Raw genomic sequence first — 26,853 nt, 5'->3', positions numbered from 1 at the left:
CTCCTCGCGCTACTCGGCCGAGGGCGCCTCACCCTCGTCCGTGCCGATGACCGGGGCGTCCTCGGCGATCTCGTCCACGGCCTCGCCGCCGTCGACTTCCTCCGCCTCGCGCCCCGCCTCGGCGTTACGTGCGATACCGACCACGGCATCGCGCTTGCCCAGGTTGATCAGTTGGACGCCCATGGTGTCACGGCCCGTCTCCCTGACCTCGTTGACTCGCGTACGAATCACACCGCCCGACAGCGTGATGGCGAGGATCTCGTCGGTCTCCTCGACCACCAGCGCGCCGACGAGCGAGCCACGGTCCTCGACGATCTTGGCAGCCTTGATGCCGAGGCCGCCGCGGCCCTGGACGCGGTACTCGTCGACGTCGGTCCGCTTCGCGTACCCGCCGTCTGTGGCAGTGAACACGAACGTACCCGGTCGAACAACATTCATCGAGAGCAGCTGGTCGCCCTCACGGAAACTCATGCCCTTGACGCCCGAGGTGGCACGGCCCATCGGACGCAGGGACTCGTCGGTCGCGGTGAACCGGATCGACTGCGCCTTCTTGCTGATCAGAAGCAGATCGTCATCGGCCGAAACCAGCTCCGCCCCGATCAGTTCGTCATCGGATCCGTCCGCCGTCTCGCGAAGGTTGATCGCGATGACACCGCCGGAGCGCGGCGAATCGTAATCCTTCAGAGGCGTCTTCTTGACCAGACCGCCCTTGGTGGCGAGAACCAGGTACGGCGCGGCCTCGTAGTCGCGGATCGCCAGGATCTCCGCGATCGACTCGTCCGGCTGGAAGGCGAGCAGGTTCGCGACGTGCTGACCACGCGCGTCCCGGCCGGCGTCGGGCAGTTCGTACGCCTTCGCGCGGTAGACGCGGCCCTTGTTGGTGAAGAACAGCAGCCAGTGGTGCGTGGTCGACACGAAGAAGTGGTCGACGATGTCGTCTTCCTTCAGCTTCGTGCCGCGTACGCCCTTGCCGCCGCGCTTCTGCGCGCGGTAGTCGTCGGTCTTGGTGCGCTTGACGTAGCCGCCGCGGGTGACCGTGACGACGATGTCCTCCTCGGCGATGAGGTCCTCGATGGACATGTCGCCGTCGAAGGGCACCAGCTGGGTGCGGCGGTCTTCACCGAACTTCTCGACGATCGCGCCGAGCTCCTCGCTGATGATGCCGCGCTGGCGGACGGGCGAGGCGAGGATCTCGTTGTACTCCTGGATCTTCGCCTGGAGCTCGTCGTGCTCCTGGACGATCTTCCGGCGCTCCAGGGCCGCGAGGCGGCGCAGCTGCATCTCGAGGATGGCGTTGGCCTGGATGTCGTCGATCTCCAGCAGGCTCATCAGACCGTCACGAGCGATATCCACGGTGTCGCTGCGCCGGATCAGCGCGATGACCTCGTCGATGGCGTCGAGGGCCTTCAGCAGACCGCGCAGGATGTGCGCCCGCTCCTCGGCCTTGCGCAGCCGGAAGCGCGTACGGCGGACGACGACCTCGATCTGGTGCGTCACCCAGTGCCGGATGAACGCGTCCAGGGACAGGGTGCGCGGCACGCCGTCGACGAGCGCCAGCATGTTGGCGCCGAAGTTCGTCTGAAGGTCGGTGTGCTTGTAGAGGTTGTTCAGGACGACCTTGGCGACCGCGTCCCTCTTGAGCACGATGACCAGGCGCTGGCCGGTGCGGGAGGAGGTCTCGTCACGGACGTCCGCGATACCGCCGACCTTGCCGTCCTTCACCAGGTCGGCGATCTTCTGCGCCAGGTTGTCCGGGTTGACCTGGTACGGCAGCTCGGTGACGACCAGACACTGGCGGTTCTGGATCTCCTCGACCTCGACGACCGCGCGCATGGTGATCGAGCCGCGGCCGGTGCGGTAGGCCTCCTCGATGCCCTTGCGGCCCACCACCAGGGCGCCCGTCGGGAAGTCGGGGCCCTTGATCCGCTCGATGAGGGCGTCGAGGAGCTCCTCGTGCGTGGCCTCCGGGTTCTCCAGGTACCACTGGGCGCCGGCCGCGACCTCGCGCAGGTTGTGCGGCGGGATGTTGGTCGCCATACCGACCGCGATACCGGCCGAACCGTTGATCAGCAGGTTCGGGAAGCGGGCGGGCAGGACGGTCGGCTCCTGGGAGCGGCCGTCGTAGTTGTCCGTGAAGTCGACGGTCTCCTCGTCGATGTCGCGGACCATCTCCATCGACAGCGGCGCGAGCTTGCACTCGGTGTACCGCATGGCGGCCGCCGGGTCGTTGCCCGGGGAGCCGAAGTTGCCGTTGGAGTCCACCAGCGGCATCCGCATCGACCACGGCTGCGCGAGGCGGACCAGCGCGTCGTAGATCGAGGAGTCGCCGTGCGGGTGGTAGTTGCCCATGACGTCGCCGACGACACGGGCGCACTTGTAGAAGCCGCGGTCGGGGCGGTAGCCGCCGTCGTACATGGCGTACAGCACACGGCGGTGGACGGGCTTGAGACCGTCGCGGACGTCGGGCAGCGCACGGGACACGATGACGGACATCGCGTAGTCCAGGTACGAGCGCTGCATCTCCGTCTCGAGCCCGACGGGCTCGACACGCATCGCGAGTTCGCCGCCCTCTTCAGGGGTGACGGGAGTGTTCTCGTCGGCCATTGCTGGTGAAGATCCTTTCCTGTGCGGTCAGCTGAGACCGACTCAGATGTCGAGGAAGCGGACGTCCTTGGCGTTGCGCTGGATGAACGCGCGGCGGGCCTCGACGTCCTCGCCCATCAGCACCGAGAACAGGTCGTCGGCCTGTGCGGCGTCGTCGAGCGTGACCTGGCCGAGGACGCGGTGCTCCTGGTCCATGGTCGTGATGCGCAGCTCCTCGGCGTTCATCTCGCCGAGACCCTTGAAGCGCTGGATCGAGTCCTCGCGGACACGCTTGCCGCGCTGCCGCCCCATTTCGAGGAGCGCGTCGCGCTCGCGGTCCGAGTACGCGTACTCGGTGTCGTCCCGGCCCCACTTGATCTTGTACAGCGGAGGACGGGAGAGGTACACGTGCCCGGCCTCGACCAGCGGCCGCATGAAGCGGAACAGGAAGGTCAGCAGCAGGGTGCTGATGTGCTGGCCGTCGACGTCGGCGTCCGCCATCAGAATGATCTTGTGATAGCGGAGCTTCGAGATGTCGAAGTCCTCGTGCACACCGGTGCCGAACGCGGAGATCAGCGCCTGGATCTCCTGGTTCTGCAGGATCTTGTCGATCCGCGCCTTCTCCACGTTGAGGATCTTGCCTCGGATCGGGAGGATCGCCTGGTACTGCGGGTTACGGCCGGACTTGGCCGAACCGCCGGCGGAGTCACCCTCGACGATGAAGATCTCGCACTTGGTGGGGTCGTTCGACTGGCAGTCGGAGAGCTTGCCCGGCAGGGACGCGCTCTCCAGGAGGCCCTTGCGGCGGGTCAGGTCACGGGCCTTGCGGGCCGCCACGCGCGCGGTGGCCGCCTGGATGCCCTTGCGGACGATGTCCGTGGCCTCGTTCGGGTTGCGGTCCAGCCAGTCGTTGAGGTGCTCGTAGACCGCCTTCTGGACGAAGGTCTTCGCCTCGGTGTTGCCGAGCTTGGTCTTGGTCTGGCCCTCGAACTGCGGTTCGCTCAGCTTCACCGAGATGATCGCGGTCAGACCCTCGCGGATGTCGTCGCCCGTGAGGTTGTCGTCCTTGTCACGCAGCAGCTTCTTGTCACGCGCGTACTTGTTGATCAGCGAGGTCAGCGCGGCCCGGAAGCCCTCTTCGTGCGTACCGCCCTCGTGGGTGTGGATGATGTTGGCGAAGGAGTACACGCCTTCGCTGTAGCCGCTGTTCCACTGCATCGCGACCTCGAGGGACAGGCTCTTGTCCCTGTCCTCGGCCTCGAGGTCGATCACGGTGGGGTGCACCGCGTCTCCCTTGCGGGAGTTGAGGTACTTCACGAAGTCGACGATGCCGCCCTCGTAGTGGTACGTGACGGTCTTGACCTCGGGGGTCTCGTCCGCACCCGCCTCGTCCGCCTTGGCCGTGGCCTTCGCCGACTCGCGCTCGTCGGTCAGCTTGATCGTCAGTCCCCGGTTGAGGAACGCCATCTCCTGGAAGCGCCGGGAGAGCGTCTCGAAGGAGTACTCGGTCGTCTCGAAGATGTCCGGGTCGGCCCAGAAGGTGACCGAGGTGCCGGTCTCGTCGGTCGGCTCATGGCGCTGGAGCGGGGCCGTGGGGACGCCCATCTTGTAGTCCTGCGTCCAGCGGTAGCCGTCACGCTTGATCTCGACGGACACCTTGTTCGACAGCGCGTTGACCACGGAGACGCCGACGCCGTGCAGACCGCCGGAGACGGCGTACCCGCCACCGCCGAACTTTCCGCCCGCGTGCAGCACGGTCAGCACGATCTCGACGGCCGGCTTCTTCTCGACCGGGTGGATGTCCACCGGGATGCCACGGCCGTTGTCGATCACGCGCACGCCGCCGTCGGCGAGGATCGTGACGTCGATCGTGTCGGCATAACCGGCCAGCGCCTCGTCGACCGCGTTGTCGACCACCTCGTACACGAGGTGGTGGAGTCCGCGCTCACCGGTCGAGCCGATGTACATGCCGGGTCGCTTGCGGACCGCGTCCAGACCCTCGAGGACGGTGATGGCGCTGGCGTCGTACGACGCGGTGACCTCGCCGTTCGAGCTGGTCGCCGCGCCGGCGTCGGTGGACGGAATGTTCTCGTTGGGGTTGCCGGAATCGGCCACGAAGCGCCCTTTCTGGCACGGCGCAAACCAAGCTCGTCGGCGGATGCCGGAGCGGCTGCGGCATGTTGCGTTGGTAAGCCTTGATCAGCGTTGCTCAGCGTTACCCGGACGGTCCCCACGATCGGGGCGGGATTGTCTCCCAGTCTACCGGTAGCGCCGACAGTGATGGGGGTTTGCCGGTACCTGGCTCCGCATGTGCCGCCCTCAACCGGTCTCGCCCGACTCCCTATATGCGGAACGGGGCTCCAAGAGGCTCTAAGAGGCACTCAGCGCTTCCGGCTGTCAACCCTTGGCTACGTCGGACTCCGGCGGACGTTCGCAATCGCGCGCGGGCACGACGAAAGGGCCGCCGACGCATGCGGACGGCGGCCCGAAGTGATGTCGGTCACCCGTAGGTGTCGCCGGGGCCCCTGCTCCCCGGGGCACGCAGAGGGCCGAAGCGGCGGGCGGGGCCGCCGGGGCCATGGACCTTGATCAAACGGACCGTGCCGTGTCCGAGGTCCTCGTTGAGGCGAGCGACCAGCTGGGGGGCCAGCAACCGCAGCTGCGTGGCCCACACCGTGGAGTCGCACACCACCGTCAGGACGCGTTCGTCCTCGTCGTACCGCTGCGGGACGCAGTGCTTGGCGAGGTCCTCGCCGACGATCTGCGGCCAGCGGCCCATCACACCGCCCACCGCGGCCGGGGTCTCCCAGCCGCGCTCGGTGATCAGCCGGTTGATGGCCGCCCCGAGCGCCATGGGGTCGCGGCGGTCGGCGCGTGCGCCGGAGCGCAGACCGCCGCGCCGCGCCTGCTTCTTCTGCTGCGCCGCGTCTCCCCGCGCGCGTGCCTGTTCCTTCGCGGCCCTCAGCGCCACACGCGCGAGGTCCACGCCCGACAGCTCGGGAGCCTTCTTCGGGGCGGGCTCGTCGGTGCTCATGCGCGCTCCACGGTGCCGTCGGACACGGAGTACCGCGTCCCCGTCAGTATGTGCGGTACGTCGTCGTCGACCGCGGCGGTGACCAGGACCTGCTCGCCCGGCACCACCAGTTCGGCCAGGCGCGCACGGCGGCGGGTGTCCAGCTCGGCGAAGACGTCGTCCAGGACGAGCACCGGCTCGTTGCCCTCCGCGCGCAGGAGGTCGTACGACGCCAGGCGCAGCGCCAGCGCGTACGACCAGGACTCGCCATGGGAGGCGTATCCCTTGGCGGGCAGCTGACCGAGCTTGAGGAGCAGATCGTCGCGATGGGGGCCCACCAGGGTGACGCCGCGCTCGATCTCCTGTTTGCGGGCCTCGGCGAGCGCGGACATCAGCTGCTCGTAGAGGGCCTCCCGGGTGTGGGCCTCACCGGGCGCGGACGGCTTGTACTCCAGGGCGACCGGGCCGCCACCGGGTGCCAGCTGCTCATAGGCCTTGTCGGCGAGCGGCTGGAGCGCCGCGATCAGTTCGAGGCGCTGGGCGAGCAGCTCGGCGCCGGCGCGGGCGAGGTGCTGGTCCCATACATCGAGGGTGGACAGGTCCAGGGAGCGCCCACCGTGGCGGCGGGCCAGCGCGGCCGTCTTCAGGAGAGTGTTGCGCTGCCTGAGGACACGCTCGTAGTCGGAGCGGACGCCCGCCATGCGCGGGGAGCGGGCGGTGATCAGCTCGTCGAGGAAGCGGCGCCGCTCGCCGGGGTCGCCCTTGACCAGCGCGAGGTCCTCGGGTGCGAACAGCACACTGCGCACGATGCCGAGCACATCGCGGGGCCTGACCTGCGAGGACCTGTTGATGCGGGCGCGATTGGCCTTGCCGGGATTCAGCTCCAGCTCGACCAGCTGCTGCCGCTCACCCTGTCTGACCTGCGCCCGGATGATCGCGCGTTCGGCGCCCATACGAACGAGGGGGGCGTCGGAGGAGACGCGGTGGCTGCCGAGGGTGGCGAGGTAGCCGACCGCCTCCACCAGGTTCGTCTTGCCGTGCCCGTTGGGGCCGACGAAGGCGGTCACGCCCGGGTCGAGCGCGACCTCGACCCGGGCGTACGAGCGGAAGTCGGCCAGCGACAGATGCGTCACATGCATGGTCGTCCGCCGACCTCCCCCAAGGGTTGTGGACCGCCGGGCGGCCCTGTGGACTACTTCTTCTCGACCGCGTGGCCGCCGAACTGGTTCCGCAGCGCCGCGATCATCTTCATCTGCGGCGAGTCGTCCTGCCGCGAGCTGAACCGCGCGAACAGCGACGCCGTGATCGCCGGGAGCGGCACCGCGTTGTCGATGGCGGCCTCCACGGTCCAGCGGCCCTCGCCGGAGTCGGCCGCCCAGCCGCGCAGCTTGTCCAGGTGCTCGTCCTCCTCGAGGGCGTTGACCGCGAGGTCCAGCAGCCAGGAGCGGATGACCGTGCCCTCCTGCCAGGAGCGGAAGACCTCGCGGACGTTCTCCACGGAGTCGACCTTCTCCAGCAGCTCCCAGCCCTCGGCGTAGGCCTGCATCATCGCGTACTCGATGCCGTTGTGGACCATCTTCGCGAAGTGGCCCGCGCCGACCTTGCCGGCGTGCACCGAGCCGAACGCGCCCTCGGGCTTGAGGGCGTCGAAGACCGGCTGCACCTTGGCGACGTCCCGGGCGTCGCCGCCGTACATCAGGGCGTAGCCGTTCTCGAGGCCCCACACGCCGCCGGAGACACCGCAGTCGACGAAACCGATGCCCTTGGCCGCGAGTTCCTCGGCGTGCTTCTCGTCGTCCGTCCAGCGGGAGTTCCCGCCGTCCACGACGACGTCGCCGGGCTCAAGCAGCCTCGCCAGCTCGTCGATGGTGGACTGGGTCGGGGCACCGGCCGGAACCATCACCCACACCACTCGCGGTCCCTCCAGCTTGCCCACCAGCTCTTCGAGACTGTGGACATCGGCGAGGTCCGGGTTGCGGTCGTATCCGATGACGGTGTGGCCTGCGCGGCGGATCCGCTCGCGCATGTTGCCGCCCATCTTGCCGAGGCCGACGAGACCGAGCTCCATCAGTTGTTCCTTAGGTTGCGATGGCATGAGGGCACTTTCGTACCTGCGTCCGAGCCTAAACCCGGCCGCTCATGCACACCTGTGGGGTTACGCGCTCATGCGAAACCCCCTCCCACCTGCGGCTTCTTCCGAAGAGCCCGGTGATCCACCGAGCCCCGGGCCTCCTGTGGACAGCTGTCAGCCGCTGAGCCGCACCGGCATGATCAGGTACTTGTACGCCTCGTCAGCCTCGGCGTCCACGGCCGGCTTGCCGCCCAGCAGGGCGGGCTTCGTGGATGTGGTGAAGGACAGCTGGGCAACCGGGGAGTCGATGGCGCTCAGACCGTCCAGCAGGAAGGTCGGGTTGAAGGCGATGGAGATGTCGTCGCCCTCCAACTGGGCGTCGACCCTTTCCACAGCCTGTGCGTCGTCGCTGGAGCCGGCCTCCAGGATCAGCACGCCCTGCTCGAAGCTGAGCCGCACCGGAGTGTTCCGCTCGGCGACCAGGGCGACGCGCTTGACGGCCTCCACGAAGGGGGCGGTCTCGATGGTGGCGACCGAGTTGAACTCCGTCGGGAACAGCGTGCGGTACTTCGGGAGGTCGCCCTCCAGCAGGCGGGTCGTCGTACGCCGGCCGGCGCCCTCGAAACCGATGAGGCCCTCGCCCGCGCCCGAGCCGGACAGCGCCAGGATCACGGAGTCGCCGCTGGTCAGCGCCTTGGCGGTGTCCAGGAGCGTCTTGGCGGGCACCAGGGCCACGGCGGACGCCTCCGGGTTCTCCGGCTTCCACAGGAACTCGCGGACCGCGAAGCGGTAGCGGTCGGTGGAGGCCAGCGTGACCGTGTCGCCCTCGATCTCGATGCGCACACCGGTGAGGACGGGCAGCGTGTCGTCGCGGCCCGCGGCAATGGCGACCTGCTGCACGGCGGAGGCGAAGACCTCGCCCGGGACCGTGCCCGTCGCGTTCGGCATCTGGGGCAGCGCCGGGTACTCCTCCACGGGGAGGGTGTGCAGGGTGAACCGGGAGGAGCCGCAGACCACCGTGGCCCGTACACCGTCTGTGGAAATCTCCACCGGACGGTTGGGGAGGGCACGGGAGATGTCGGCGAGCAGGCGGCCGGAGACGAGGACCGTGCCCTCCTCCTCGACCTCGACCTCCACCGACACGCGCGCCGAGACCTCGTAGTCGAAGCTGGACAGGCTCAGCTGCCCGTCCTCGGCCTTCAGCAGCAGGCCGGCGAGGACAGGCGCCGGCGGACGGGCCGGGAGGCTGCGCGCCGCCCAGGCCACTGCCTCCGCGAGTACGTCGCGTTCCACCCGGATCTTCACCGTAAGCCGCCTCCTGCTGTTGCCGGCGTTCTCGCCCTGCTGGCCTTCGTCGTGACTCGGTGTCGAGAGCCCCTGTGACGGGAAGGACACCGGGGACCAGTCTGACGCACGCCGCTGACAGTCGGCGCCTTTCGGGGTCAAGTCGTGACGAGGGGCGGTCGGGAGCCGGAGAGCGAGTTGTGCACAGGCCCCGCTTCCAGACGAATTCCCCGCTCTCTCTGAGTAGGAGTAGTAGTAGGGCCTGTGGATACGGTGGATAACCGCGTTTGCCCAGCTCAGCGCCCAGATTTTGTCCACTGGGCCTGTGGGCGGCAGCAGTGGACAACCAGGTGTCTCTGTGGAGAACGGAAAGTTCTGCACACCCCGTGCACAGCCCAGGGGCACTTCTCCCCAGTGCCGTCCCCAGCTTTACCCACCTTTCCCACAGCCCAACCGGGCGCCTTGATGTGACGCCTTTCACTCCGTCCGGTGAGAGCCCGCGTTGCGTTGCCGAACAGTGGACAGGGATGTGGAGAAGCCGGGGAACACTGGGGACAACCGGCCGTAGCCTGTGGGTCGTCGGTGGACAACTCCGTGCACAGACTGTGGATCTTTGTGTCGTCCACAGTCTGTGGAGATCGTTCATCCACCAATCCACAAGCGGCTGAGCTGGCAGGACGATCTTCCGGCAGCACTGCCTGTGGACGCGATCTGGACAACTTCGCGGTCCCCAGCATGTGGACGGAAGAAAGTCGCCGAATCTGTGGAGAGTGGCCGTAACGCGGCGAGTATTCGAACAGCAGGTTGCGGACGTGCCGCCGCCGCAGGTGCGCCCGACCGCCCGCCCCGCGGGGTGGGAGAAGCGCTGACGGCGCCCGGCGGGCGCGGCGGAGGGGCTCGGGGGCGGCTGGTGGCGCCTCGGCGGGTGTACTCGGGGCGGTGCCGGGGCGTCTGAGCACCGGCATGGCGGGTGGCAGCCGGCCGGGGGCCTTCGCGGGGTACGGGAACGGCGGAGGGCGCCCCCGGGACCTTCTCGGGGGCGCCCTCGACGGGAGTGCGTGCGGCCGTCAGCCGTTCTTGATGCGGTTCGTCAGCTCGGTCACCTGGTTGTAGATGGAACGCCGCTCGGCCATCAGGGCGCGGATCTTGCGGTCGGCGTGCATCACCGTCGTGTGGTCGCGTCCGCCGAACTGGGCGCCGATCTTCGGCAGCGACAGGTCCGTCAGTTCACGGCACAGATACATCGCGATCTGCCGGGCTGTCACCAGGGCACGGCCGCGCGAGGTGCCGCACAGGTCCTCGACCGTCAGGCCGAAGTAGTCGGCGGTGGCCGCCATGATGGCCGTCGCGGTGATCTCGGGGGCCGAGTCCTCGCCGCCGGGGATCAGGTCCTTGAGGACGATCTCCGTCAGACCCAGGTCCACGGGCTGCCGGTTGAGCGACGCGAACGCCGTCACCCGGATCAGGGCGCCCTCCAGCTCCCGGATGTTGCGCGAGATGCGGGACGCGATGAATTCCAACACCTCGGGCGGCGCGTTGAGCTGCTCCTGCACCGCCTTCTTGCGGAGGATCGCGATGCGCGTCTCCAGCTCCGGCGGCTGGACGTCGGTGATCAGGCCCCACTCGAAGCGGTTGCGCAGCCGGTCCTCCAGGGTGACCAGCTGCTTGGGCGGCCGGTCCGAGGAGAGCACGATCTGCTTGTTGGCGTTGTGGAGCGTGTTGAAGGTGTGGAAGAACTCCTCCTGCGTCGACTCCTTCTGCGCCAGGAACTGGATGTCGTCGACGAGCAGGATGTCCATGTCGCGGTAGCGCTTGCGGAACGCGTCCGCCTTGCCGTCGCGGATGGAGTTGATGAACTCGTTGGTGAACTCCTCGGAGCTCACGTACCGCACGCGGGTGCCCGGGTAGAGGCTGCGCGCGTAGTGACCGATGGCATGCAGCAGGTGCGTCTTGCCGAGCCCCGACTCACCGTAGATGAAGAGGGGGTTGTACGCCTTCGCCGGTGCCTCGGCGACGGCGACCGCGGCCGCGTGCGCGAAGCGGTTCGAGGCGCCGATGACGAAGGTGTCGAAGAGGTATTTCGGGTTGAGCCGCGCGGTGGGCTCGCCCGGTCCGGTCGCCGGCGCGGGCTGTGCGGCCAGCGGGCCGGGCGCGCCGGTGGTGGGCAGACCGGGGCCGCCCGGACCGCCCCGGTGCGCGTGTCCGCCGCCGGAGGGAGGCTCCGGGAGCTCGCGCCGGTCGGGGCGCTGCTGGTCGAAGTCGCCCCGCGCGCTCTCGTAGTCCGGGCGTTGCTGCTCGTACGGCGAGCGCTCCAAGGACTGCGTGCGGTAGTCGGGCGCCGGGGTCGCGTACGGGTCGCGTTCGGGGAAGCCGAGCCGCTGCTGCTGCCAGCCGTAGTCGTCCTGGGACGAGCGGGGCCAGGCACCGGGCTCGGGGCGCTGGTACTCACCCGGATACGCCGGGCGGGCGGGGGGGAGCTGATCGGCGCGGGGGGAGGGGAGCTGGTCGCCGGGGCCCGGGGGCAGCTGGCCGGAGCGGCCCCTTCGGTGGTCGTCCGCGCGATGGCGGCCGTATCCCTCGTAGCCGCCCTGGCGGTCGTAGGTGTCGCGGCCGGGGAGCTCGGGCTCCTCGTAGCGCGACGGGGCGGGCGCGGACGGCGCCGGGGGCTCGCCAGCGGAGTCGTCGACGGTGATGGCGATGCGGATGGGGCGGCCGCACTCGCGGCTGAGCGTGTCGCTCACGACCGGCGCCAGCCGGCCTTCGAGGACGCCCTTCGCGAATTCGTTCGGCACTGCGAGCAGGGCGGTGTCGGCGACCAGCGCCAGCGGCTGGCAGCGCCTGATCCAGTGCTCGTCCTTCGCCTCGACACCCGGTCCGGGTCCCTCACCGAGGAGCTGCTCGAGGACTCGTGGCCACACTGCGGCAAGATCGGCAGGTACGTCAGCCACAGGGCACGCTCTCTCAAAGGTCCCACGCACGTGTGGTCGCGGGAGGGGTCGGAAGGCAAATCGGGCGGTCGGCCCGGGACGAGGCAACTCGGCCGGGGACATGGGCACGCATCGGAGTCCAGTCACGGTAGTCAGGGCGAGCGGCGTGGTTCAAGTTGTTGTCCCCAGGCTGTGGACAAGTGTCTCTCATGGGGCGCTGGTTTGACCGGACGGCGCAGCCCCGCGTACCGTAACCAGGTCGAGTTGTCGATGGCTGCTGCCGCCTGCCTCCGATGGGCACAGATCACGTACCAGTGTTCCGACCAGGGAACATGCGGTGATCGGGAAGCGGTGCACTCGGGCGTAATGCGAGCTACTCGTGGGCGCACGGTGACAGCCAGGCGACACCCCGCCAGCCACCGAATCATTACTGGAGCCCCCGAGTGAGCAAGCGCACCTTCCAGCCGAACAACCGTCGTCGCGCGAAGACCCACGGCTTCCGGCTGCGTATGCGTACCCGTGCCGGCCGCGCCATCCTGGCGTCCCGCCGCAGCAAGGGTCGCGCCCGTCTGTCCGCCTGATCGCGCACAGGTCATGACGTGCTGCCTACCGAGCATCGGCTGAGGCGGCGCGAGGACTTCGCGACCGCGGTACGCCGAGGACGCCGGGCCGGACGCCCGCTTCTCGTCGTCCACCTTCGAAGCGGTGCCACGGACCCGCACGCGCCTGGGGAGAGCGCTCCCCCGACGCGTGCGGGTTTCGTCGTGAGCAAGGCCGTGGGCGGCGCAGTCGTACGCAACAAGGTGAAGCGCAGGCTTCGCCACCTGATACGTGACCGAGTGCCCCTGCTGCCCCCCGGTAGCCTGGTAGTCGTACGAGCGCTGCCCGGCGCGGGTGACGCCGACCACGCACAGCTGGCCCGAGACCTGGATGCTGCGCTTCAGCGGCTGCTGGGAGGAGGGGGCACGCGATGAAGTACCCATTGCTGGCTCTCATCAAGATCTATCAGTGGACGATCAGTCCACTGCTCGGGCCGGTGTGCAAGTACTACCCGTCGTGTTCCCACTACGGCTACACGGCCATCGACCGGCACGGTGCGATCAAGGGAACGGCACTCACCGCCTGGCGCATCCTACGGTGCAATCCGTGGTCGCTCGGCGGTGTAGACCATGTCCCGCCGCGCAAGCGCCCGCGGTGGCACGAAATGCTGCGCGCCGCCTGGCGCGCACGCAAGGGCGGGCCCTCCGCCGCCGAACCGGCCACCGAAGGAGACCTCCCTTCGAGCCCGGCCGCGAAGACCTCGTCCCATGCCCAAGGAGCATGATTAGTGGACACGATTGCCAGCCTCTTCAGTTTCATCACGACACCCGTCTCCTGGGTCATCGTCCAGTTCCACACGGTGTACGGCAGCCTCTTCGGCCCTGACACCGGATGGGCCTGGGGCCTGTCCATCGTGTCCCTGGTGATCCTGATTCGTATCTGCCTGATCCCGCTCTTCGTGAAGCAGATCAAGGCGACCCGGGCCATGCAGACGCTGCAGCCCGAGATGAAGAAGATCCAGGAGCGCTACAAGAACGACAAGCAGCGCCAGTCCGAAGAGATGATGAAGCTGTACAAGGAGTCGGGTACCAACCCGCTCTCCTCGTGCCTTCCCATCCTGGCGCAGTCGCCCTTCTTCTTTGCCCTGTACCACGTGCTCAACGGCATCGCGTCGGGCAAGACCATCGGTGTCATCAACGACCAGCTGCTGCTGAGCGCCCAGAAGGCGCACATCTTTGGTGCCCCCCTGGCCGCCAAGTTCACGGACAGCGCGGCCAAGGTGCATGCGCTGCACGCGTCGCTGACCGACGTCCGGGTCGTCACTGCGGTGATGATCGTGCTGATGTCGGCGTCGCAGTTCTATACGCAGCGCCAGCTGATGACGAAGAACGTCGACACCACGGTGAAGACGCCGTTCATGCAGCAGCAGAAGATGCTGATGTACGTCTTCCCGGTGATGTTCGCCGTCTTCGGCATCAACTTCCCGGTTGGTGTCCTCGTCTACTGGCTGACCACCAACGTGTGGACCATGGGCCAGCAGATGTATGTGATCCACAACAACCCGACCCCGGGTTCCAAGGCCCAGGCCGCCTACCTCGAGCGCCTGTACAAGCACGTCACGCACCACGGCAAGACCCGCAACCGGCGTGAGAAGGCCATCGTCAAGGCGATCGTCGCCAAGGGCCGCGACCGCAACGAGTTCGAGCGCAGGTTCATCAACGGTCTGACCAAGGCGGGCCTTGCGGCCCAGTCGGACGGCACCGTGATGAAGAGCGAGGCCGTGGCCGTCGCCACCGTCGAGGACGGTACGCCGAGCACCGGGGCCCCCAAGCGTCAGCAGCCCAAGCGGCAGACCAAGGCCCAGCGTCAGTCCGGTGGGGCCAAGCCTGTGGGCGGTTCCGAGGAGCCGTCTTCGTCCCCGTCGCTGAGCAAGTCCGACGAGCCGCAGGATGCCGAGCCGGCCGGCAACGCGAAGAAGGCGACGTCGCAGCCCGGCTCCGGCACCCGCAGCAAGGCCCAGTCCGGCCAGCGCAAGGGTCCGCAGCGGCCCAAGTCCCCGTCCAAGAAGTAAGAAGGAGTCCATCCCGTGACGGAAGGCACCACCTCCGCGGCTGCCGAGGGTGCAGATACCCTGACCCGCCTGGAGCAGGAGGGCGAGATCGCGGCGGACTACCTCGAGGGTCTGCTGGACATCGCCGATCTCGACGGCGACATCGACATGGACGTCGAGGCAGACCGTGCGTCCGTGTCGATCATCAGCGACACGGCCAGCCGGGACCTCCAGAAGCTGGTCGGCCGTGACGGCGAGGTGCTGGAGGCGCTCCAGGAGCTGACACGCCTGGCCGTGCACCGGGAGACCGGCGACCGTAGCCGGCTGATGCTGGACATCGCGGGCTACCGCGCCAGGAAGCGTGCGGAGCTCTCGGAACTCGGTGCCAAGGCGGTGGCCGAGGTCAAGAGCTCCGGCGAGCCCGTGCAGCTCAAGCCGATGACGCCCTTCGAGCGCAAGGTCGTGCACGACGCGGTCAAGGCCGCGGGCCTGCGCAGCGAGTCCGAGGGCGAGGAGCCGCAGCGCTTCGTCGTCGTGCTGCCCGCCTGAATCGGTCCGTAGCCTCCTCCGGCCCCGTCTGTTGAGCAGGCGGGGCCGAACTTTGTCAGCCTGGTAGTTCCCCTCACGGCTGTGCCTGCGGCAGCCGGGAGTCCCTGATAGTTCTGGTGGTCTGCGCGCCCAGTGCGCTCTTGCGGTACGGAAGGACGGTCCCCGTGACGGAGGCAGCAGAGCTTCCCCCTGCGCCGGAGCAGGCGCGCGAGGTGTTCGGCGATCGCTTCGCGGACGCGGTCCGCTATGCGGAGCTGCTCGCGGAAGCGGGCGTGCAGCGCGGTCTTATCGGCCCACGGGAAGTGCCTCGCCTGTGGGAGCGCCATCTGCTGAACTGCGCGGTGCTCTCAGAGGTCGTGCCCGATGGGGTGACCGTGTGCGACGTGGGCTCCGGCGCCGGACTGCCGGGCATTCCGCTCGCGCTCGTCCGGGAAGACCTGAAGATCACGCTGCTGGAGCCGTTGCTGCGGCGCACGAACTTTCTCACCGAGGTCGTCGAGCTGCTGGGGCTCGACCATGTGACTGTCGTCCGCGGCCGCGCCGAGGAGGTCATGGGCAAGATGCAGCCGGTCCATGTGGTGACGGCACGCGCCGTGGCCCCGTTGGACCGACTGGCCACGTGGGGCATTCCGCTGCTGCGTCCTTACGGTGAGATGCTCGCCCTGAAGGGCGACACCGCGGAGGAGGAGCTGAAGAGTGCCGGCACCGCGCTGACGAAGCTCGGCGCCGTGGGGACGTCCATCCTCCACGTGGGCGAGGGCATCGTGGATCCGCTGTCGACCGTGGTGCGGGTGGAGGTGGGGGAAAGCCCCGGCGGTGTGCGCTTCGCGGCCAAGAGGGCCAAGGCGGCCCGGGCGGGGCGGGCGCGACGGCGTCGGTGAGCGGTCGGCGGGTGTGACCGGGTTCGGTGATCGGTCGGAGGGTGCGAGTCGGGTCGGTGATCGGCCGATGCGCGCGACCGGGGTCGGTGATCGTGCGCGCATTCTCGACGAGTCGTGGTACTCCACCCAAGCTGCCCCACCTACGCATCTCGGAGTGTCGCGGAGGTCCGGCCAGGGCCACTGTGCATCGTGTTTCACGTGAAACGTCGCTCACTGCTGCACGGCATCATCAGTCGGGGCCGCGCTGCGGCCGAACCCCGCGACCGTAAACCGCTCGGAAACCTCGGAGAGCTGTCCACCTCGGGAGCTTTGTCCCCTGTGAAGGGCACGGAGTTGTCCACAGAGGTGGATTTCTCCACAGAAGACCGGACCTCACTGGTTCACCACCCCGAAGGCATGGGAGGCTCTGTTCATTGCGAGCCTGAAGTCGAGGAGAGTGAATCCTTGCGGTCCGACGCCAACATCGCGGGACCGATGACCGATCCGGTCCCCGGTCCCCGTACCGAGTCGATGGGGGAGGATGTTTCACGTGAAACACCGCCCCCGATGGACGACACTCCCATCGGTCGTGCTGCCCAACTGGCGGTGGAGGCACTGGGTCGCGCCGGCGAGGGCCTGCCCCGTCCCGAGCAGACCCGGGTCATCGTGGTCGCCAACCAAAAGGGCGGGGTGGGCAAGACCACCACAACGGTCAACCTTGCCGCGTCGCTCGCGCTGCACGGCGGCCGCGTCCTGGTGATCGACCTCGACCCTCAGGGAAATGCGTCCACTGCGCTGGGGATCGACCATCACGCCGAAGTCCCTTCCATCTACGATGTCTTGGTCGAGAGCAAGCCCCTCTCCGAGGTGGTCCAGCCCGTTCCGGACGTCGAGGGTCTCTTCTGTGCCCCCGCAACCATCGATCTCGCCGGTGCGGAGATCGAGTTGGTTTCTCTCGTGGCACGGGAGAGCCGACTGCAACGGGCGATCCAGGCCTATGAGCAGCCGCTGGACTACATCCTCATCGACTGCCCGCCTTCGCTTGGCCTGCTGACGGTCAACGCGTTGGTCGCCGGGCAGGAGGTCCTCATCCCGATCCAGTGCGAGTACTACGCACTGGAGGGCCTGGGCCAGCTGCTGCGCAATGTCGACTTGGTGCGGGGACATCTCAACCCTGCCCTGCATGTGTCGACCATTCTGCTCACCATGTACGACGGCCGGACACGTCTTGCGTCCCAGGTCGCGGAAGAGGTGCGCAGCCACTTCGGCGACGAGGTGCTGAGGACGAGCATTCCCCGCTCGGTCCGCATCTCGGAGGCGCCGAGTTACGGGCAGACGGTGCTGACCTACGATCCAGGGTCTAGCGGTGCTCTCTCATATCTTGAGGCGGCACGGGAAATCGCGCTGAAGGGCGTCGGCGTCGGATACGACGCGCAGCACGCCCACATCGGCGCTCAGAAGGAACAGAGCATGGTGGAGGGGATCCAGTGAGCGAGCGACGGAGGGGGTTGGGCCGTGGTCTCGGCGCACTCATCCCTGCCGCCCCGACAGGGGAGAAGGCCCCGGCCCCGGCTGCGGCGGGCGGCGGCCCGTCCGTCTCGCCGGGGGCGGTGCCGGTACTGACCACGGACCGGGGAGTGGCGGCCGCGAAAGTGGCCACGCTTCCGTCTGTTCCACAGGAAACCGAGGAGCCGTCGACGATCGGCATCAGTGAGACGCCCGCGTCTCCGCTGGGTGCCCACTTCGCCGAGCTGCCCCTTGACTCGATCACCCCGAACCCGCGGCAGCCCCGCGAGGTGTTCGACGAGGACGCGCTCGCGGAACTGGTCACCTCCATCAAGGAGGTGGGACTGCTCCAGCCCGTCGTGGTACGTCAGCTGGGTCCCTCGCGCTACGAGCTCATCATGGGCGAGCGGCGTTGGCGAGCCTGCCGCGAGGCCGGTCTCGACGCCATTCCGGCGATCGTACGGGCCACGGACGACGAGAAACTCCTCCTCGATGCCCTTCTGGAGAACCTGCACCGTGCCCAGCTGAATCCGCTGGAAGAGGCTGCTGCCTACGACCAGCTCCTCAAGGACTTCAACTGCACCCACGACCAGCTGGCGGACCGCATCGGTCGGTCGCGCCCGCAGGTGTCCAACACGCTGCGATTGCTGAAGCTGTCGCCGGCGGTGCAGCGCCGGGTCGCTGCCGGGGTGCTGTCCGCCGGGCACGCCCGAGCCCTGCTGTCCGTGGAGGACTCGGAGGAGCAGGACCGGCTGGCTCACCGCATCGTGGCCGAAGGGCTGTCCGTGCGGGCCGTCGAGGAGATCGTCACCCTCATGGGGTCCCGGCCGCAGAGCGCTCCGCGTTCCAAGGGGCCGCGGGCCGGTGCCCGTGTATCCCCCGCACTCAGCGATCTGGCGACCCGGCTCTCCGACCGCTTCGAGACCCGGGTGAAGGTCGACCTCGGTCAGAAGAAGGGCAAGATCACCGTCGAGTTCGCTTCGATGGATGACCTCGAGCGGATCCTGAGCACGCTCGCGCCCGGTGAGGGACCGGTCCTTCAGAGGAGCCTGGTGGACGACGACTCTGAGGATCCTGAGGAGTAAGAGCTCCGAACTTTGCGCCCCACGTGGCGCCACGGGAGCCGATCGATCCCGAGAGGAAGGGCGGGCTGTGTCCGGTGTGTACCGGAACACGGCCTGCCCTTTGCTTTCAGGCGGTATCGAGGGAATCGCATCATGGATACGATGCGAAGCGGTATGGCGCATCCACCTGGCAGTACCTTCAGTGGGGAGGGGGGGGGCCATGCGAAGCATGAGCCGTACCGGACTGGTGACCGCGGGCTTGAGCCTGGGAGCGGTCGGCGGGTTCGTCGGCAGCCTGCTCAGGGAGCGGAGTGCTCTGACAGCCGCCCGCGGCGCTGCGGGCGAAGGAAGTGAGGAACTGCCTTCATGGGGCGTCGGCTTGTACCGCTCACGCTGGACAACCTCTCGGACCTTCCCAAGCGCTGTCGCGCGTGTGTCTTCTGGGAGTTGGACCCCGTCAGCGGTGAGGCAGCGGTAAAGACCGGGACCTCCGCCCTCGAGAAGGAGGCGTGGATCTCCGCCGTTCTGCTGGACTGGGGTTCATGCGGCCGGGTGGTCTACGTCGACGATGTGCCGGTGGGCTTTGTGCTGTATGCGCCGCCCGCTTACGTCCCGCGCTCCACGGCGTTCCCCACGAGTCCGGTCTCGCCGGACGCGGTCCACTTGATGACCGCCTTCATCATGCCCGGATACCAGGGCCAGGGACTCGGCCGTGTGATGGTCCAGACCGTCGCCAAGGACTTGCTGCGTCGAGGCTTCAAGGCCATCGAGGCCTTCGGTGATGCCCGCTGGAAGGAGCCGGCGTGCCTGCTTCCCGCCGACCATCTTCTGGCCGTGGGATTCAAGACGGTACGGCCGCACCCGACATACCCTCGGCTGCGACTGGAGCTGCGCTCGACGCTCTCCTGGAAGGAAGACGTCGAGATGGCGCTGGACCGCCTTCTGGGGGCCGTGCAGAAGGAGCCGGCGCTGAGGCCGCTGTGACACGAATGGGCCGGCCCGGGAGGGCTGGCCCATTCGTGTTTCACGTGAAACATCGCCGCTTTGGCTCAGCGATGTCGTCGTTCACTCACTCGGCGATGAAGTCCTCGAGGTCGCGAACGATCGCGGCCTTCGGCTTGGCACCGACGATGGTCTTGGCGACCTCGCCACCCTGGTAGACGTTCAGGGTCGGGATCGACATGACACCGTACTTGGCCGCGGTGGCCGGGTTCTCGTCGATGTTGAGCTTGACGACCTCGAGCTTGTCGCCGTACTCGGTGGCGATCGCCTCCAGCGAGGGGGCGATCTGGCGGCACGGGCCGCACCAGGCGGCCCAGAAGTCCACCAGGACGGGCTTGTCGCTCTTGAGCACGTCCTGCTCGAAAGAGTCGTCGGTCACGTTCTTCAGGGTGCCGGCCACAGGGGGCTCCTTAACTCGGTGGTGCAGTGGGGCGGAAGGGGTCAGACGGAGGTCTTCTCGGGTTCGGCCTGCTGCTCGCTGTCCGCGAGGGCGGCGAGGTACCGCTCGGCGTCCAGGGCGGCGGAGCAGCCGGTGCCGGCCGCGGTGATCGCCTGACGGTAGGTGTGGTCGACGACGTCGCCGGCGCCGAAGACACCCGTCAGGTTGGTCCGGGTCGAGGGGGCGTCCACCTTGAGGTACCCCTCGTCGTCGAGGTCCAGCTGGCCCTTGAAGAGTTCGGTGCGCGGGTCGTGTCCGATCGCGATGAACAGACCGGTCGCCGGCAGCTCCGTGAGCTCCCCGGTCTTCAGATTGCGCAGCGTCAGGCTCTCCAGCTTCGGGTCACCCTTGATCTCGGCGACCTCGCTGTCCCAGATGAACTTGATCTTCGGGTCGGCGAACGCGCGGTCCTGCATCGCCTTGGAAGCGCGCAGGGTGTCACGGCGGTGCACGATCGTGACCGACCTGGCGAAGCGGGAGAGGAAGGTGGCCTCCTCCATGGCGGTGTCGCCGCCGCCGATCACGGCGATGTCCTGGTCCTTGAAGAAGAAGCCGTCGCAGGTGGCGCACCAGGAGACTCCGCGTCCGGAGAGGGCGTCCTCGTTCGGCAGGCCCAGCTTGCGGTGCTGGGAGCCGGTGGCGACGATAACGGCCTTTGCCTTGTGGACCGTGCCGGCGGTGTCCGTGACGGTCTTGATCTCACCGGTGAGGTCGACGGAGACGACGTCGTCGGGAACCAGTTCGGCGCCGAAGCGCTCGGCCTGGGCGCGCATGTTGTCCATGAGCTCGGGGCCCATGATGCCGTCCTGGAAGCCGGGGAAGTTCTCCACTTCGGTGGTGTTCATCAGCGCACCACCCGCGGTGACGGCGCCCTCGAACACCAGCGGCTTCAGCGAGGCGCGCGCGGTGTAGAGCGCCGCCGTGTAGCCGGCGGGCCCGGAGCCGATGATGATCACGTTACGGACGTCGCTCACGGCTTGATTCCTCGTCTCTGGAGACTGCTGCTGCTACTGCCGGTGGGAGCATCTCTCAGTACTCTCACCCCACCCAACGGATCCTAAGGGGCCCGCATTCCCGGTGTGCCCGGGCACACGGAGTACCCGGCACCGCACACAGATACCAACCGGAATCCGGGCGGAACCGTCCCGGGCGGGGGCCTCAGGGACGTGCGTAGGAACGGGTCAGGAGTACCGTGCCGGGGGCGACCGATGCCTTCTTCACACAGGCGGCATCGACGAGGTAGGCCGTGACCTTGGTGGTGTCGGAGGCGTCGGGGGTGACGACGAGGAAAACCGAGGTTCCCTGGTACACGCCCTTGTCGGCGGCGAGCACGGGCTGCTGGGTGCGAATGGCCTGCTCGATGCAGCCCGGCAGGTTGGCGGTGGTGTCCTGGAAGGTCCTGTTGGGCTGCATGCCTGCGGACCCCGATGCGCCGTCTTCGGACTCGATTCCCCAGGGCTTGGCGCTGCCTACACGGCCGCCCGTCTTCTGCCCGGCGAGCAGATCGGTCACCTGCTTCTCCAGGCTGCCCCCGGCGTATGTGTGGGCCGCATCCGTGTGCTGCCCTGTGGCTGTATGCGGGGTCCTGCTCGTGTCATCGCCCAGGGTGTGCACCAACAGGCCGCCCAGGCCAAAGGCCGCGAGGGTGAAGACCGCCCCCAGCACCAAGGCCTTGCGGCCGCCGCGCCGCGTGCGCTTGGCACGACCGGGCCCCGTCGCCGCGCGGCCGTGGCCCGACGGGCGGTCGGCCGGAGACACGGACGATGTTTCACGTGAAACACGCGTGGCCGCCGGCTCTGCGGAGGGAGCCTTCGCGGCGGCGGGCGCGCTCGCGTCCAGCAGGGCCTCCGCGGCAAGTGCGGCGTCGATGCGGCCCGCCACGTCGTCCGGCATGCGCTCGGGCGCGGGCAGGGTGCCGAGCAGACCGCGAATCTCCTCGAGGGAGTCGTAGACGTCAGCGCAGAGAGCGCAGCCTTCCAGATGCTGTCGGACGTCCGCGGTTCGAGACGGTGGCAGGAGACCCTCACTGAGGTCGGAGAGCTCCTCGACGTCCGGGTGCCCGGCCGTACCGGTCGTGGATGTCACGCTCGCCCACCTCCGCCCTTCACAGCAGCTGAATCGCTCGACCCTGGGTCACGTGGTCCTGCTGCGGGTGGGACGGACGCCCCCTGCGTCCGGTTCCGCCCGCCGCCGGACTTCTTGCCGTCCGTACCGCTGCCCTCCGTGCGCAGATGGGCGAGCAGCGGCAGCAGTCTGGCTCTGCCGCGGGCGCAGCGGCTCTTCACCGTGCCGGTCGGCACGTCGAGGACGCGGGCGGCCTCCGCCACCGGGTAGCCCTGCATGTCCACCAGGACCAGGGCTGCCCGCTGGTCGACCGGAAGGGTGCCCAGGGCCTCCAGCAGCTCCCGGTGCAGATCGTTGCGCTCGGCCGGGGCGGATGCCGACTCGTGCGGCTCCAGAAGCTGCTCCAGCCGTTCCGTGTCGTCGACGGGCGAGATCTTCCTGGACGCGGCCTTGCGGGCACGGTCGAGGCAGGCGTTCACCGTGATCCGGTGGAGCCAGGTCGTGACGGCCGACTGTCCGCGGAAGGTATGGGCGGCCCGGTAGGCGGAGACGAGGGCGTCCTGGACGGCGTCCGCGGCCTCCTCGCGGTCCCCCAGCGTCCGAAGAGCCACGGCCCAGAGCCGGTCACGGTGGCGCCGCACCAGCTCACCGAAGGCGTCGGTGTCGCCCTCCACATGGCGGGAGAGGAGGTCCTGATCGCTTGCATCGCCGTATGCGGCTTCGTCCGCCACCGGACCCCCCCTCCCCCTGGACGTCTGCTCAGCCCGTGAACTTCACGTCGGTGATGGCCTGCTTGTAACCGGCGCCGGTGTACGCGCTGGCATCCGAGCCCGAGTACGGCACGGCGGTGAGCCACACGAGCACGTACTGCTTCTTCACGGACTTGGTGATCTTCACCGTGGCGGTGGTACCACTCGTGGTGATGGAGCCGATCTTGGTCATCGAGTCCAGCGACGACGGCGTCAGTGAGTCGGCCGCGTACAGATCGACCGTCGTGTGATCGCCGCCGTACCGGAGCCCGATGGACGCCGTGGCGAGCTTCCGGGCCGATCCGAGGTCGTAGACGATGCCGACGCCCGGCTTGTACGGCGCGAGAGTCGGGCCCTCCAGGAAGGTGTTGGTCTTCCAGAAGGTGGAGCTGTCGCCGTCGTAGGTCTTGGCGACGTCGGCGGGGTGCTGTGCATCGCCCTTCGCCACGAACTCCCTGGCGTCCTGGACCGTGATCCGAGTGGCGGGCTTAAGCCCGCCGGCGTTCTTGTCGTTCCCGTCGTTCGTCTGCGTCTGGTGGGTGTCGTTGGACTTTTCGCCCTGGTCCATCAACGCCTCGGCCAGCTGCCAGCTACCCAGTCCCAGCGCGGCGATCAGCAGTGCGGACACAACCCACTTGAGGGCCTTGCCGGTACGGCTCTGCAGCGGGGGCGGGGGCGCCTGCACGGGCTGCGTGAGGCCCGGGGTACGGCCGTAGGTGCCCTGCTGATACGTCGTGCGCTGGTACTCGGGCGGCGCCGCGAACGCGGGCTCCGGGGGACGGATACGGGGCATGTCGGCGATCGCCTTCGCCAGTTCCTCGGGCGTGGTGCACGGGGACTCGTGCCGGGAGGCGGTGGCGCCGTTGTTTGCCAGTGCACGCATGGCGAGTTCGGACAGGCCGCGGTGGACGCCGGCGCGCACCTGGTCGGGGGCGATCAGGCCGACGCCCTTGGGCAGCCCGGACAGGCCGTAGGCGTCGACCTCGTACGGCCAGCGCCGGGTGAGGGCGGCATACAGGAGAGCGCCGATGGCCTCCGTGTCGGTGCGCTGCGGGGTGCCGGACCCGATGCCCCGCAGGGCGGCGTTCACCGCGAGGCCACGGATGCGCCATTGGCCGGAGGAGGTGCGCAGCACGGTGCCCGGGTTCAGGCGCAGATGGGAGAGCCCCTCGCGATGGGCGGCGGCCATCGCCTGGGAGACATGGGTGACCATCTGGTAGGCGTCATGAGCCTCCAGCGGCCCCGAGGCGAGCAGCGTGGTCAGTTCGGTGGCGTCGGGCAGCCACTCGTGCACCACATAGACGAGGTCGTTCTCCTCGACGGCGTCCAGGACCTGCACGAAGCGGGGGTCGCCGAGCAGGGCGGTGGAGCGGGCCGCGGCCAGCACGGAACGGGCCCGCGCGTGGTCCGCGGGGAGGATATGCACACCGACGGCTCGGCGGAGCTTCTCGTCCACCGCACGCCAACTGCTGAAACCGTCCAGACGGGTGAGGCACTCCTCGAGACGGTAACGTCTGGCGAGTTTGTGGCCGCTGTGCAAGTCGGGTGGTGCGGCCTTCCCGGGATGCTCGATCCCTCCGCCCCCCTGCGAGTCGTCGCCGTCCGTGTCCCGCTCCTTGGCCACCCCGTCGGACGTGGACTGGTCCGCCTTGGCGGTCAGCGGCTCGTCGCCGCTGTTGTCTGCCACGTCGACGGCAGCCGTGCTCCGTTCCGCCACCGTCGTTCCTGCCTCCCCATCCGTTGCGCGCTGTCCGACGCAGAACCCAATTGTGCCCACAGTCCGCCGCTATGCACGACACACGGCGACGCACGATGGTTGTGCGCGTACCCCCGCTTCAGCGCCCCAGGCGCCCGCGGACCATGCCGACCATTGAGTTCAGCTCCTCGATGCGCATCTTGCGTGCGGCGACGTAGAAGACACCGAGGAGAAGGGCCCCACCGCCGAGCAGGGCGGCGAGCGAACCGCCGACGCCCTGGCCCAGCGTGTGGCCGATTTCGTAGCAGGCCGCCCCGCTCAGCAGAGCTGCCGGTACCGAGGCGATCCCGAGCCGTGCGTACGTACGCAGCACCCGTGCGCCGTCCAGATCGCCGCCCAGCCGTTTGCGCAGCCGTGCCCAGGCGACCCCGACGCCGATCGCGTAGGCGAGGCCGTAGGAGGCCGCCATGCCGATCACGGCCCAGCGGGCCGGAAGCAGGAGGTAGCAGGCGGCCGAGGCGCCCGCGTTCACGGCGGCCACGATGACCGTGTTGTAGAACGGGGTGCGGGTGTCCTCGTACGCATAGAAGGCGCGCAGCACCACGTACTGCACCGAGTAGGGGATCAGGCCGAGGCCGAAGGCCATCAGCATGTATCCCATGTTGGTCGCGGAACCGGTGCCCGAGGAGCCGAAGATCAGGGTGCACATCGGGATGCCGAGCGCGAGGAAGCCGAAGGCGACCGGCACGATCGCGACGGCAGTCGTGCGCAGCCCCTGGGAGATGTCGTCCCGGACGGCCCCGCCGTCGCCCTCGGCGGCGGAGCGCGAGATGCGCGGCAGCAGGGCGGCCATCAGGGAGACGGTGATGATGGCCTGCGGAAGGCCCCAGATCAGCTGGGCGTTGGCGTAGGCGGCGAAGCCGGTGCCGGGGAACTCCTTGCCGGCGTGCTCGCCCGCGGCGGTGGACAGCTGGCTGACGACCATGGCACCCGCCTGGTTCGCCAGGACGAAGAGGACGGTCCACTTGGCGAGCATGGCGGCCTTGCCCAGGCCGTGGCCCTTCCAGTCGAAGCGCAGGCGCAGCCGGAAGCCGGTCTCGCGCAGATAGGGAATCATGGCGAGGGCCTGGACGACGAGGCCGAGCAGCACACCCACGCCGAGGAGCCGCCGGCCCTCCGGCGGGATGTTGTCCACCGTCATCCCGGAGTTCGCGGCGCTGCCGTAGACCCAGAGGAACATGCCCAGCGTCACGATGATGACGATGTTGTTCAGGACCGGAGTCCACATCATCGCGCCGAACTTTCCGCGGGCGTTGAGGATCTGACCCATCACCACATGGATGCCCATGAAGAAGATCGAGGGCAGGAAGTACCGGGTGAAGGTGACAGCGACCTCATTGGCCTGGGGGTTGGTGGCCACTGAGTTCGACAACACCCGGACCAGCAGCGGCGCCGCGAGCATCGCGAGCGCCGTCAGCAGGCCCAGCGCCACCATCACGAGCGTGAGCAGACGGTTCGCGTAGGACTCGCCGCCGTCCTCGTCCTCCTTCATCGCACGGACGAGCTGCGGTACGAACACGGAGTTCAGGCCGCCGCCGACCGTGAGGATGTAGATCATCGTCGGGAGCTGGTAGGCGACCTGGAAGGTGTCGCCGAGCACGCCGACGCCGAGGGCCGAGACGATCATTGCCGAGCGGATGAAGCCCGTGAGCCGGGACACCATCGTGCCGGCCGCCATCACCGCGCTGGACTTCAGCAGGCCCGAGGCCCGCCCGCCCTTCTTGGCCGGGGCCGCGGGTGCGGCGGCGGCCGGTGGGGTCACGGGAGCTGCTTCAGGGGCCGCACCGGGCGTGGGTGCGTACGCCCCGGTCTGGGCGGCCGCGGGGGCGTGGGCCGGTTCCTGGTAACGACCCGCGGGGCCCTGCCCCGGGGCGGGCACGGACGCCGACTGGGCGTACGGCTGTCCGCCGCCCTGCTGCTGGTCACGGAAGAGGTGGGCGAAGGCGTCCGGCTCGTGGCGTTCCTCGCCGGCCTGGGTGACCAGGTCGTCGACGCCCACGAACCGGGTCGTGCGGGGGTCGTCGCCGTAGGGCAGGTACTGCGTCGGTCCCTCCGGCTCGGGCGCGGGCGGCTGGGCCCACACGCGGGGGTCCGGGGCGTACTGCGGCGTCGGCGGCTGCCCGTAGAGCGGCTGCTGCGGCTGGTAGGTGCCCGGGGGCGGCGGGGGGTGCGCGGCGCGGTCGTAGAGGGCCTCGGTGACCGGATCCTGGGCGGAGAGGTCCTGCGCCCGGTAGGGGTCCTGCTGGTAGGCGTCCTGGAGGTACATGTCGGCGGGGGGCTGCGGCGGGACCTGGCCGGGCTCGTGCGGCGGCGGGCCCTCGGGGTAACCCGAGCTGCCCACGGCGCCCTGGCCGTGGTCACCGTCGTACGGCGCGTTCATGGTTACCCCACCTCAT

The 26,853-nt window shown here is 68.7% G+C and carries 22 protein-coding genes; 9 read left to right on the top strand and 13 right to left on the bottom strand.

Annotation, left to right across the window (positions count from 1 at the left end; translation table 11 throughout):
• Positions 1 to 9 precede the first annotated feature (9 nt).
• The 7 genes from gyrA to dnaA form a co-directional block, all read right to left on the bottom strand.
• Complete coding sequence (gyrA, locus tag ABZ823_RS05600) at positions 10 to 2,604, bottom strand: DNA gyrase subunit A (RefSeq protein WP_361653998.1); 2,595 nt, start codon at positions 2,602 to 2,604, stop codon at positions 10 to 12.
• Between the two features lie 42 nt (positions 2,605 to 2,646).
• Positions 2,647 to 4,698, bottom strand: coding sequence for a DNA topoisomerase (ATP-hydrolyzing) subunit B (gene gyrB / locus ABZ823_RS05595; RefSeq protein WP_361653995.1), 2,052 nt, complete (start codon positions 4,696 to 4,698; stop codon positions 2,647 to 2,649).
• 385 nt (positions 4,699 to 5,083) lie between these two features.
• A complete protein-coding gene (locus ABZ823_RS05590) occupies positions 5,084 to 5,617 on the bottom strand; it encodes a DciA family protein (RefSeq protein ID WP_361653992.1) in 534 nt (177 codons plus the stop codon).
• A complete protein-coding gene (recF, locus tag ABZ823_RS05585) occupies positions 5,614 to 6,735 on the bottom strand; it encodes a DNA replication/repair protein RecF (protein ID WP_361653989.1) in 1,122 nt (373 codons plus the stop codon). Before recF ends, ABZ823_RS05590 begins: the two co-directional genes overlap by 4 nt.
• Before the next feature lie 53 nt (positions 6,736 to 6,788).
• The gene (gene gnd, locus ABZ823_RS05580) at positions 6,789 to 7,664 is read right to left on the bottom strand and encodes a phosphogluconate dehydrogenase (NAD(+)-dependent, decarboxylating) (RefSeq protein WP_361653986.1); all 876 of its coding nucleotides are present in this window, start codon (positions 7,662 to 7,664) and stop codon (positions 6,789 to 6,791) included.
• A gap of 177 nt (positions 7,665 to 7,841) precedes the next feature.
• Complete coding sequence (dnaN, locus tag ABZ823_RS05575; RefSeq protein ID WP_361653983.1) at positions 7,842 to 8,972, bottom strand: DNA polymerase III subunit beta; 1,131 nt, start codon at positions 8,970 to 8,972, stop codon at positions 7,842 to 7,844.
• Between the two features lie 1,046 nt (positions 8,973 to 10,018).
• Complete coding sequence (gene dnaA / locus ABZ823_RS05570) at positions 10,019 to 11,899, bottom strand: chromosomal replication initiator protein DnaA (RefSeq protein ID WP_361653981.1); 1,881 nt, start codon at positions 11,897 to 11,899, stop codon at positions 10,019 to 10,021.
• A 422-nt stretch (positions 11,900 to 12,321) separates the two neighbouring features.
• On the opposite strand from dnaA, the gene rpmH reads away from it, so the two are divergent.
• The 9 genes from rpmH (at position 12,322) to ABZ823_RS05525 (ending at position 19,431) form a co-directional block, all read left to right on the top strand.
• Positions 12,322 to 12,459 carry a 50S ribosomal protein L34 gene (gene rpmH, locus ABZ823_RS05565; protein ID WP_003956500.1) on the top strand — a complete coding sequence of 46 codons (138 nt, stop codon included), beginning with the start codon at positions 12,322 to 12,324 and terminating at the stop codon, positions 12,457 to 12,459.
• Positions 12,460 to 12,477: 18 nt separating this feature from the next.
• Positions 12,478 to 12,852 (top strand): ribonuclease P protein component, encoded by a 375-nt coding sequence (rnpA, locus tag ABZ823_RS05560; RefSeq protein ID WP_361653978.1) that lies wholly within the window; start codon positions 12,478 to 12,480, stop codon positions 12,850 to 12,852.
• Complete coding sequence (gene yidD / locus ABZ823_RS05555) at positions 12,849 to 13,202, top strand: membrane protein insertion efficiency factor YidD (protein ID WP_361653976.1); 354 nt, start codon at positions 12,849 to 12,851, stop codon at positions 13,200 to 13,202. Before rnpA ends, yidD begins: the two co-directional genes overlap by 4 nt.
• A gap of 3 nt (positions 13,203 to 13,205) precedes the next feature.
• A complete protein-coding gene (gene yidC, locus ABZ823_RS05550; RefSeq protein WP_361653973.1) occupies positions 13,206 to 14,489 on the top strand; it encodes a membrane protein insertase YidC in 1,284 nt (427 codons plus the stop codon).
• Between the two features lie 15 nt (positions 14,490 to 14,504).
• Entirely contained in the window at positions 14,505 to 15,017 is a 513-nt protein-coding gene (locus ABZ823_RS05545) for a R3H domain-containing nucleic acid-binding protein (protein ID WP_361653970.1), read from the top strand.
• Positions 15,018 to 15,181: 164 nt separating this feature from the next.
• Positions 15,182 to 15,898, top strand: a complete 717-nt coding sequence (gene rsmG / locus ABZ823_RS05540) for a 16S rRNA (guanine(527)-N(7))-methyltransferase RsmG (protein ID WP_361653967.1) — start codon at positions 15,182 to 15,184, stop codon at positions 15,896 to 15,898.
• A 396-nt stretch (positions 15,899 to 16,294) separates the two neighbouring features.
• Positions 16,295 to 17,368 (top strand): ParA family protein, encoded by a 1,074-nt coding sequence (locus ABZ823_RS05535; RefSeq protein WP_361654754.1) that lies wholly within the window; start codon positions 16,295 to 16,297, stop codon positions 17,366 to 17,368.
• Positions 17,365 to 18,468 (top strand): ParB/RepB/Spo0J family partition protein, encoded by a 1,104-nt coding sequence (locus ABZ823_RS05530; protein WP_361653964.1) that lies wholly within the window; start codon positions 17,365 to 17,367, stop codon positions 18,466 to 18,468. The genes ABZ823_RS05535 and ABZ823_RS05530 overlap by 4 nt, the downstream gene beginning before the upstream one ends.
• Positions 18,469 to 18,813: 345 nt before the next feature.
• On the top strand, positions 18,814 to 19,431 hold the full coding sequence (locus tag ABZ823_RS05525) for a GNAT family N-acetyltransferase (protein ID WP_361653961.1): 618 nt from the start codon (positions 18,814 to 18,816) through the stop codon (positions 19,429 to 19,431).
• Between the two features lie 85 nt (positions 19,432 to 19,516).
• On the opposite strand, the gene trxA is transcribed toward ABZ823_RS05525, so the two are convergent.
• From trxA to murJ, 6 genes are all read right to left on the bottom strand, one after another.
• On the bottom strand, positions 19,517 to 19,849 hold the full coding sequence (gene trxA, locus ABZ823_RS05520; RefSeq protein ID WP_361653957.1) for a thioredoxin: 333 nt from the start codon (positions 19,847 to 19,849) through the stop codon (positions 19,517 to 19,519).
• Positions 19,850 to 19,890: 41 nt separating this feature from the next.
• On the bottom strand, positions 19,891 to 20,862 hold the full coding sequence (trxB, locus tag ABZ823_RS05515) for a thioredoxin-disulfide reductase (protein ID WP_361653954.1): 972 nt from the start codon (positions 20,860 to 20,862) through the stop codon (positions 19,891 to 19,893).
• A gap of 184 nt (positions 20,863 to 21,046) precedes the next feature.
• Positions 21,047 to 21,973: a hypothetical protein gene (locus tag ABZ823_RS05510; RefSeq protein ID WP_361653951.1), complete on the bottom strand. Its 927-nt coding sequence runs from the start codon at positions 21,971 to 21,973 to the stop codon at positions 21,047 to 21,049.
• The gene (gene sigM, locus ABZ823_RS05505; protein ID WP_361653948.1) at positions 21,970 to 22,683 is read right to left on the bottom strand and encodes an RNA polymerase sigma factor SigM; all 714 of its coding nucleotides are present in this window, start codon (positions 22,681 to 22,683) and stop codon (positions 21,970 to 21,972) included. The genes ABZ823_RS05510 and sigM overlap by 4 nt, the downstream gene beginning before the upstream one ends.
• Positions 22,684 to 22,711: 28 nt before the next feature.
• Positions 22,712 to 24,418 (bottom strand): protein kinase family protein, encoded by a 1,707-nt coding sequence (locus ABZ823_RS05500; RefSeq protein WP_361653945.1) that lies wholly within the window; start codon positions 24,416 to 24,418, stop codon positions 22,712 to 22,714.
• Positions 24,419 to 24,536: 118 nt separating this feature from the next.
• Complete coding sequence (gene murJ, locus ABZ823_RS05495; RefSeq protein WP_361653942.1) at positions 24,537 to 26,837, bottom strand: murein biosynthesis integral membrane protein MurJ; 2,301 nt, start codon at positions 26,835 to 26,837, stop codon at positions 24,537 to 24,539.
• Positions 26,838 to 26,853: the final 16 nt, after the last annotated feature.

The organism is Streptomyces sp. NPDC047079 (assembly GCF_040643755.1).
In the GTDB taxonomy this organism is placed as follows: domain Bacteria; phylum Actinomycetota; class Actinomycetes; order Streptomycetales; family Streptomycetaceae; genus Streptomyces.
This window is presented reverse-complemented; position numbering and strand designations above follow the sequence as displayed.

Bases quoted from the DNA above. Each gene is read 5' to 3' on its own strand.
- murJ (WP_361653942.1), bottom strand. From the start codon at position 26,837: ATGAACGCGCCGTACGACGGTGACCACGGCCAGGGCGCCGTGGGCAGC.
- gnd (WP_361653986.1), bottom strand. From the start codon at position 7,664: ATGGAGCTCGGTCTCGTCGGCCTCGGCAAGATGGGCGGCAACATGCGC.
- gyrA (WP_361653998.1), bottom strand. From the start codon at position 2,604: ATGGCCGACGAGAACACTCCCGTCACCCCTGAAGAGGGCGGCGAACTC.
- yidD (WP_361653976.1), top strand. From the start codon at position 12,849: ATGAAGTACCCATTGCTGGCTCTCATCAAGATCTATCAGTGGACGATC.
- ABZ823_RS05590 (WP_361653992.1), bottom strand. From the start codon at position 5,617: ATGAGCACCGACGAGCCCGCCCCGAAGAAGGCTCCCGAGCTGTCGGGC.
- ABZ823_RS05525 (WP_361653961.1), top strand. From the start codon at position 18,814: ATGGGGCGTCGGCTTGTACCGCTCACGCTGGACAACCTCTCGGACCTT.
- recF (WP_361653989.1), bottom strand. From the start codon at position 6,735: ATGCATGTGACGCATCTGTCGCTGGCCGACTTCCGCTCGTACGCCCGG.
- ABZ823_RS05535 (WP_361654754.1), top strand. From the start codon at position 16,295: ATGGGAGGCTCTGTTCATTGCGAGCCTGAAGTCGAGGAGAGTGAATCC.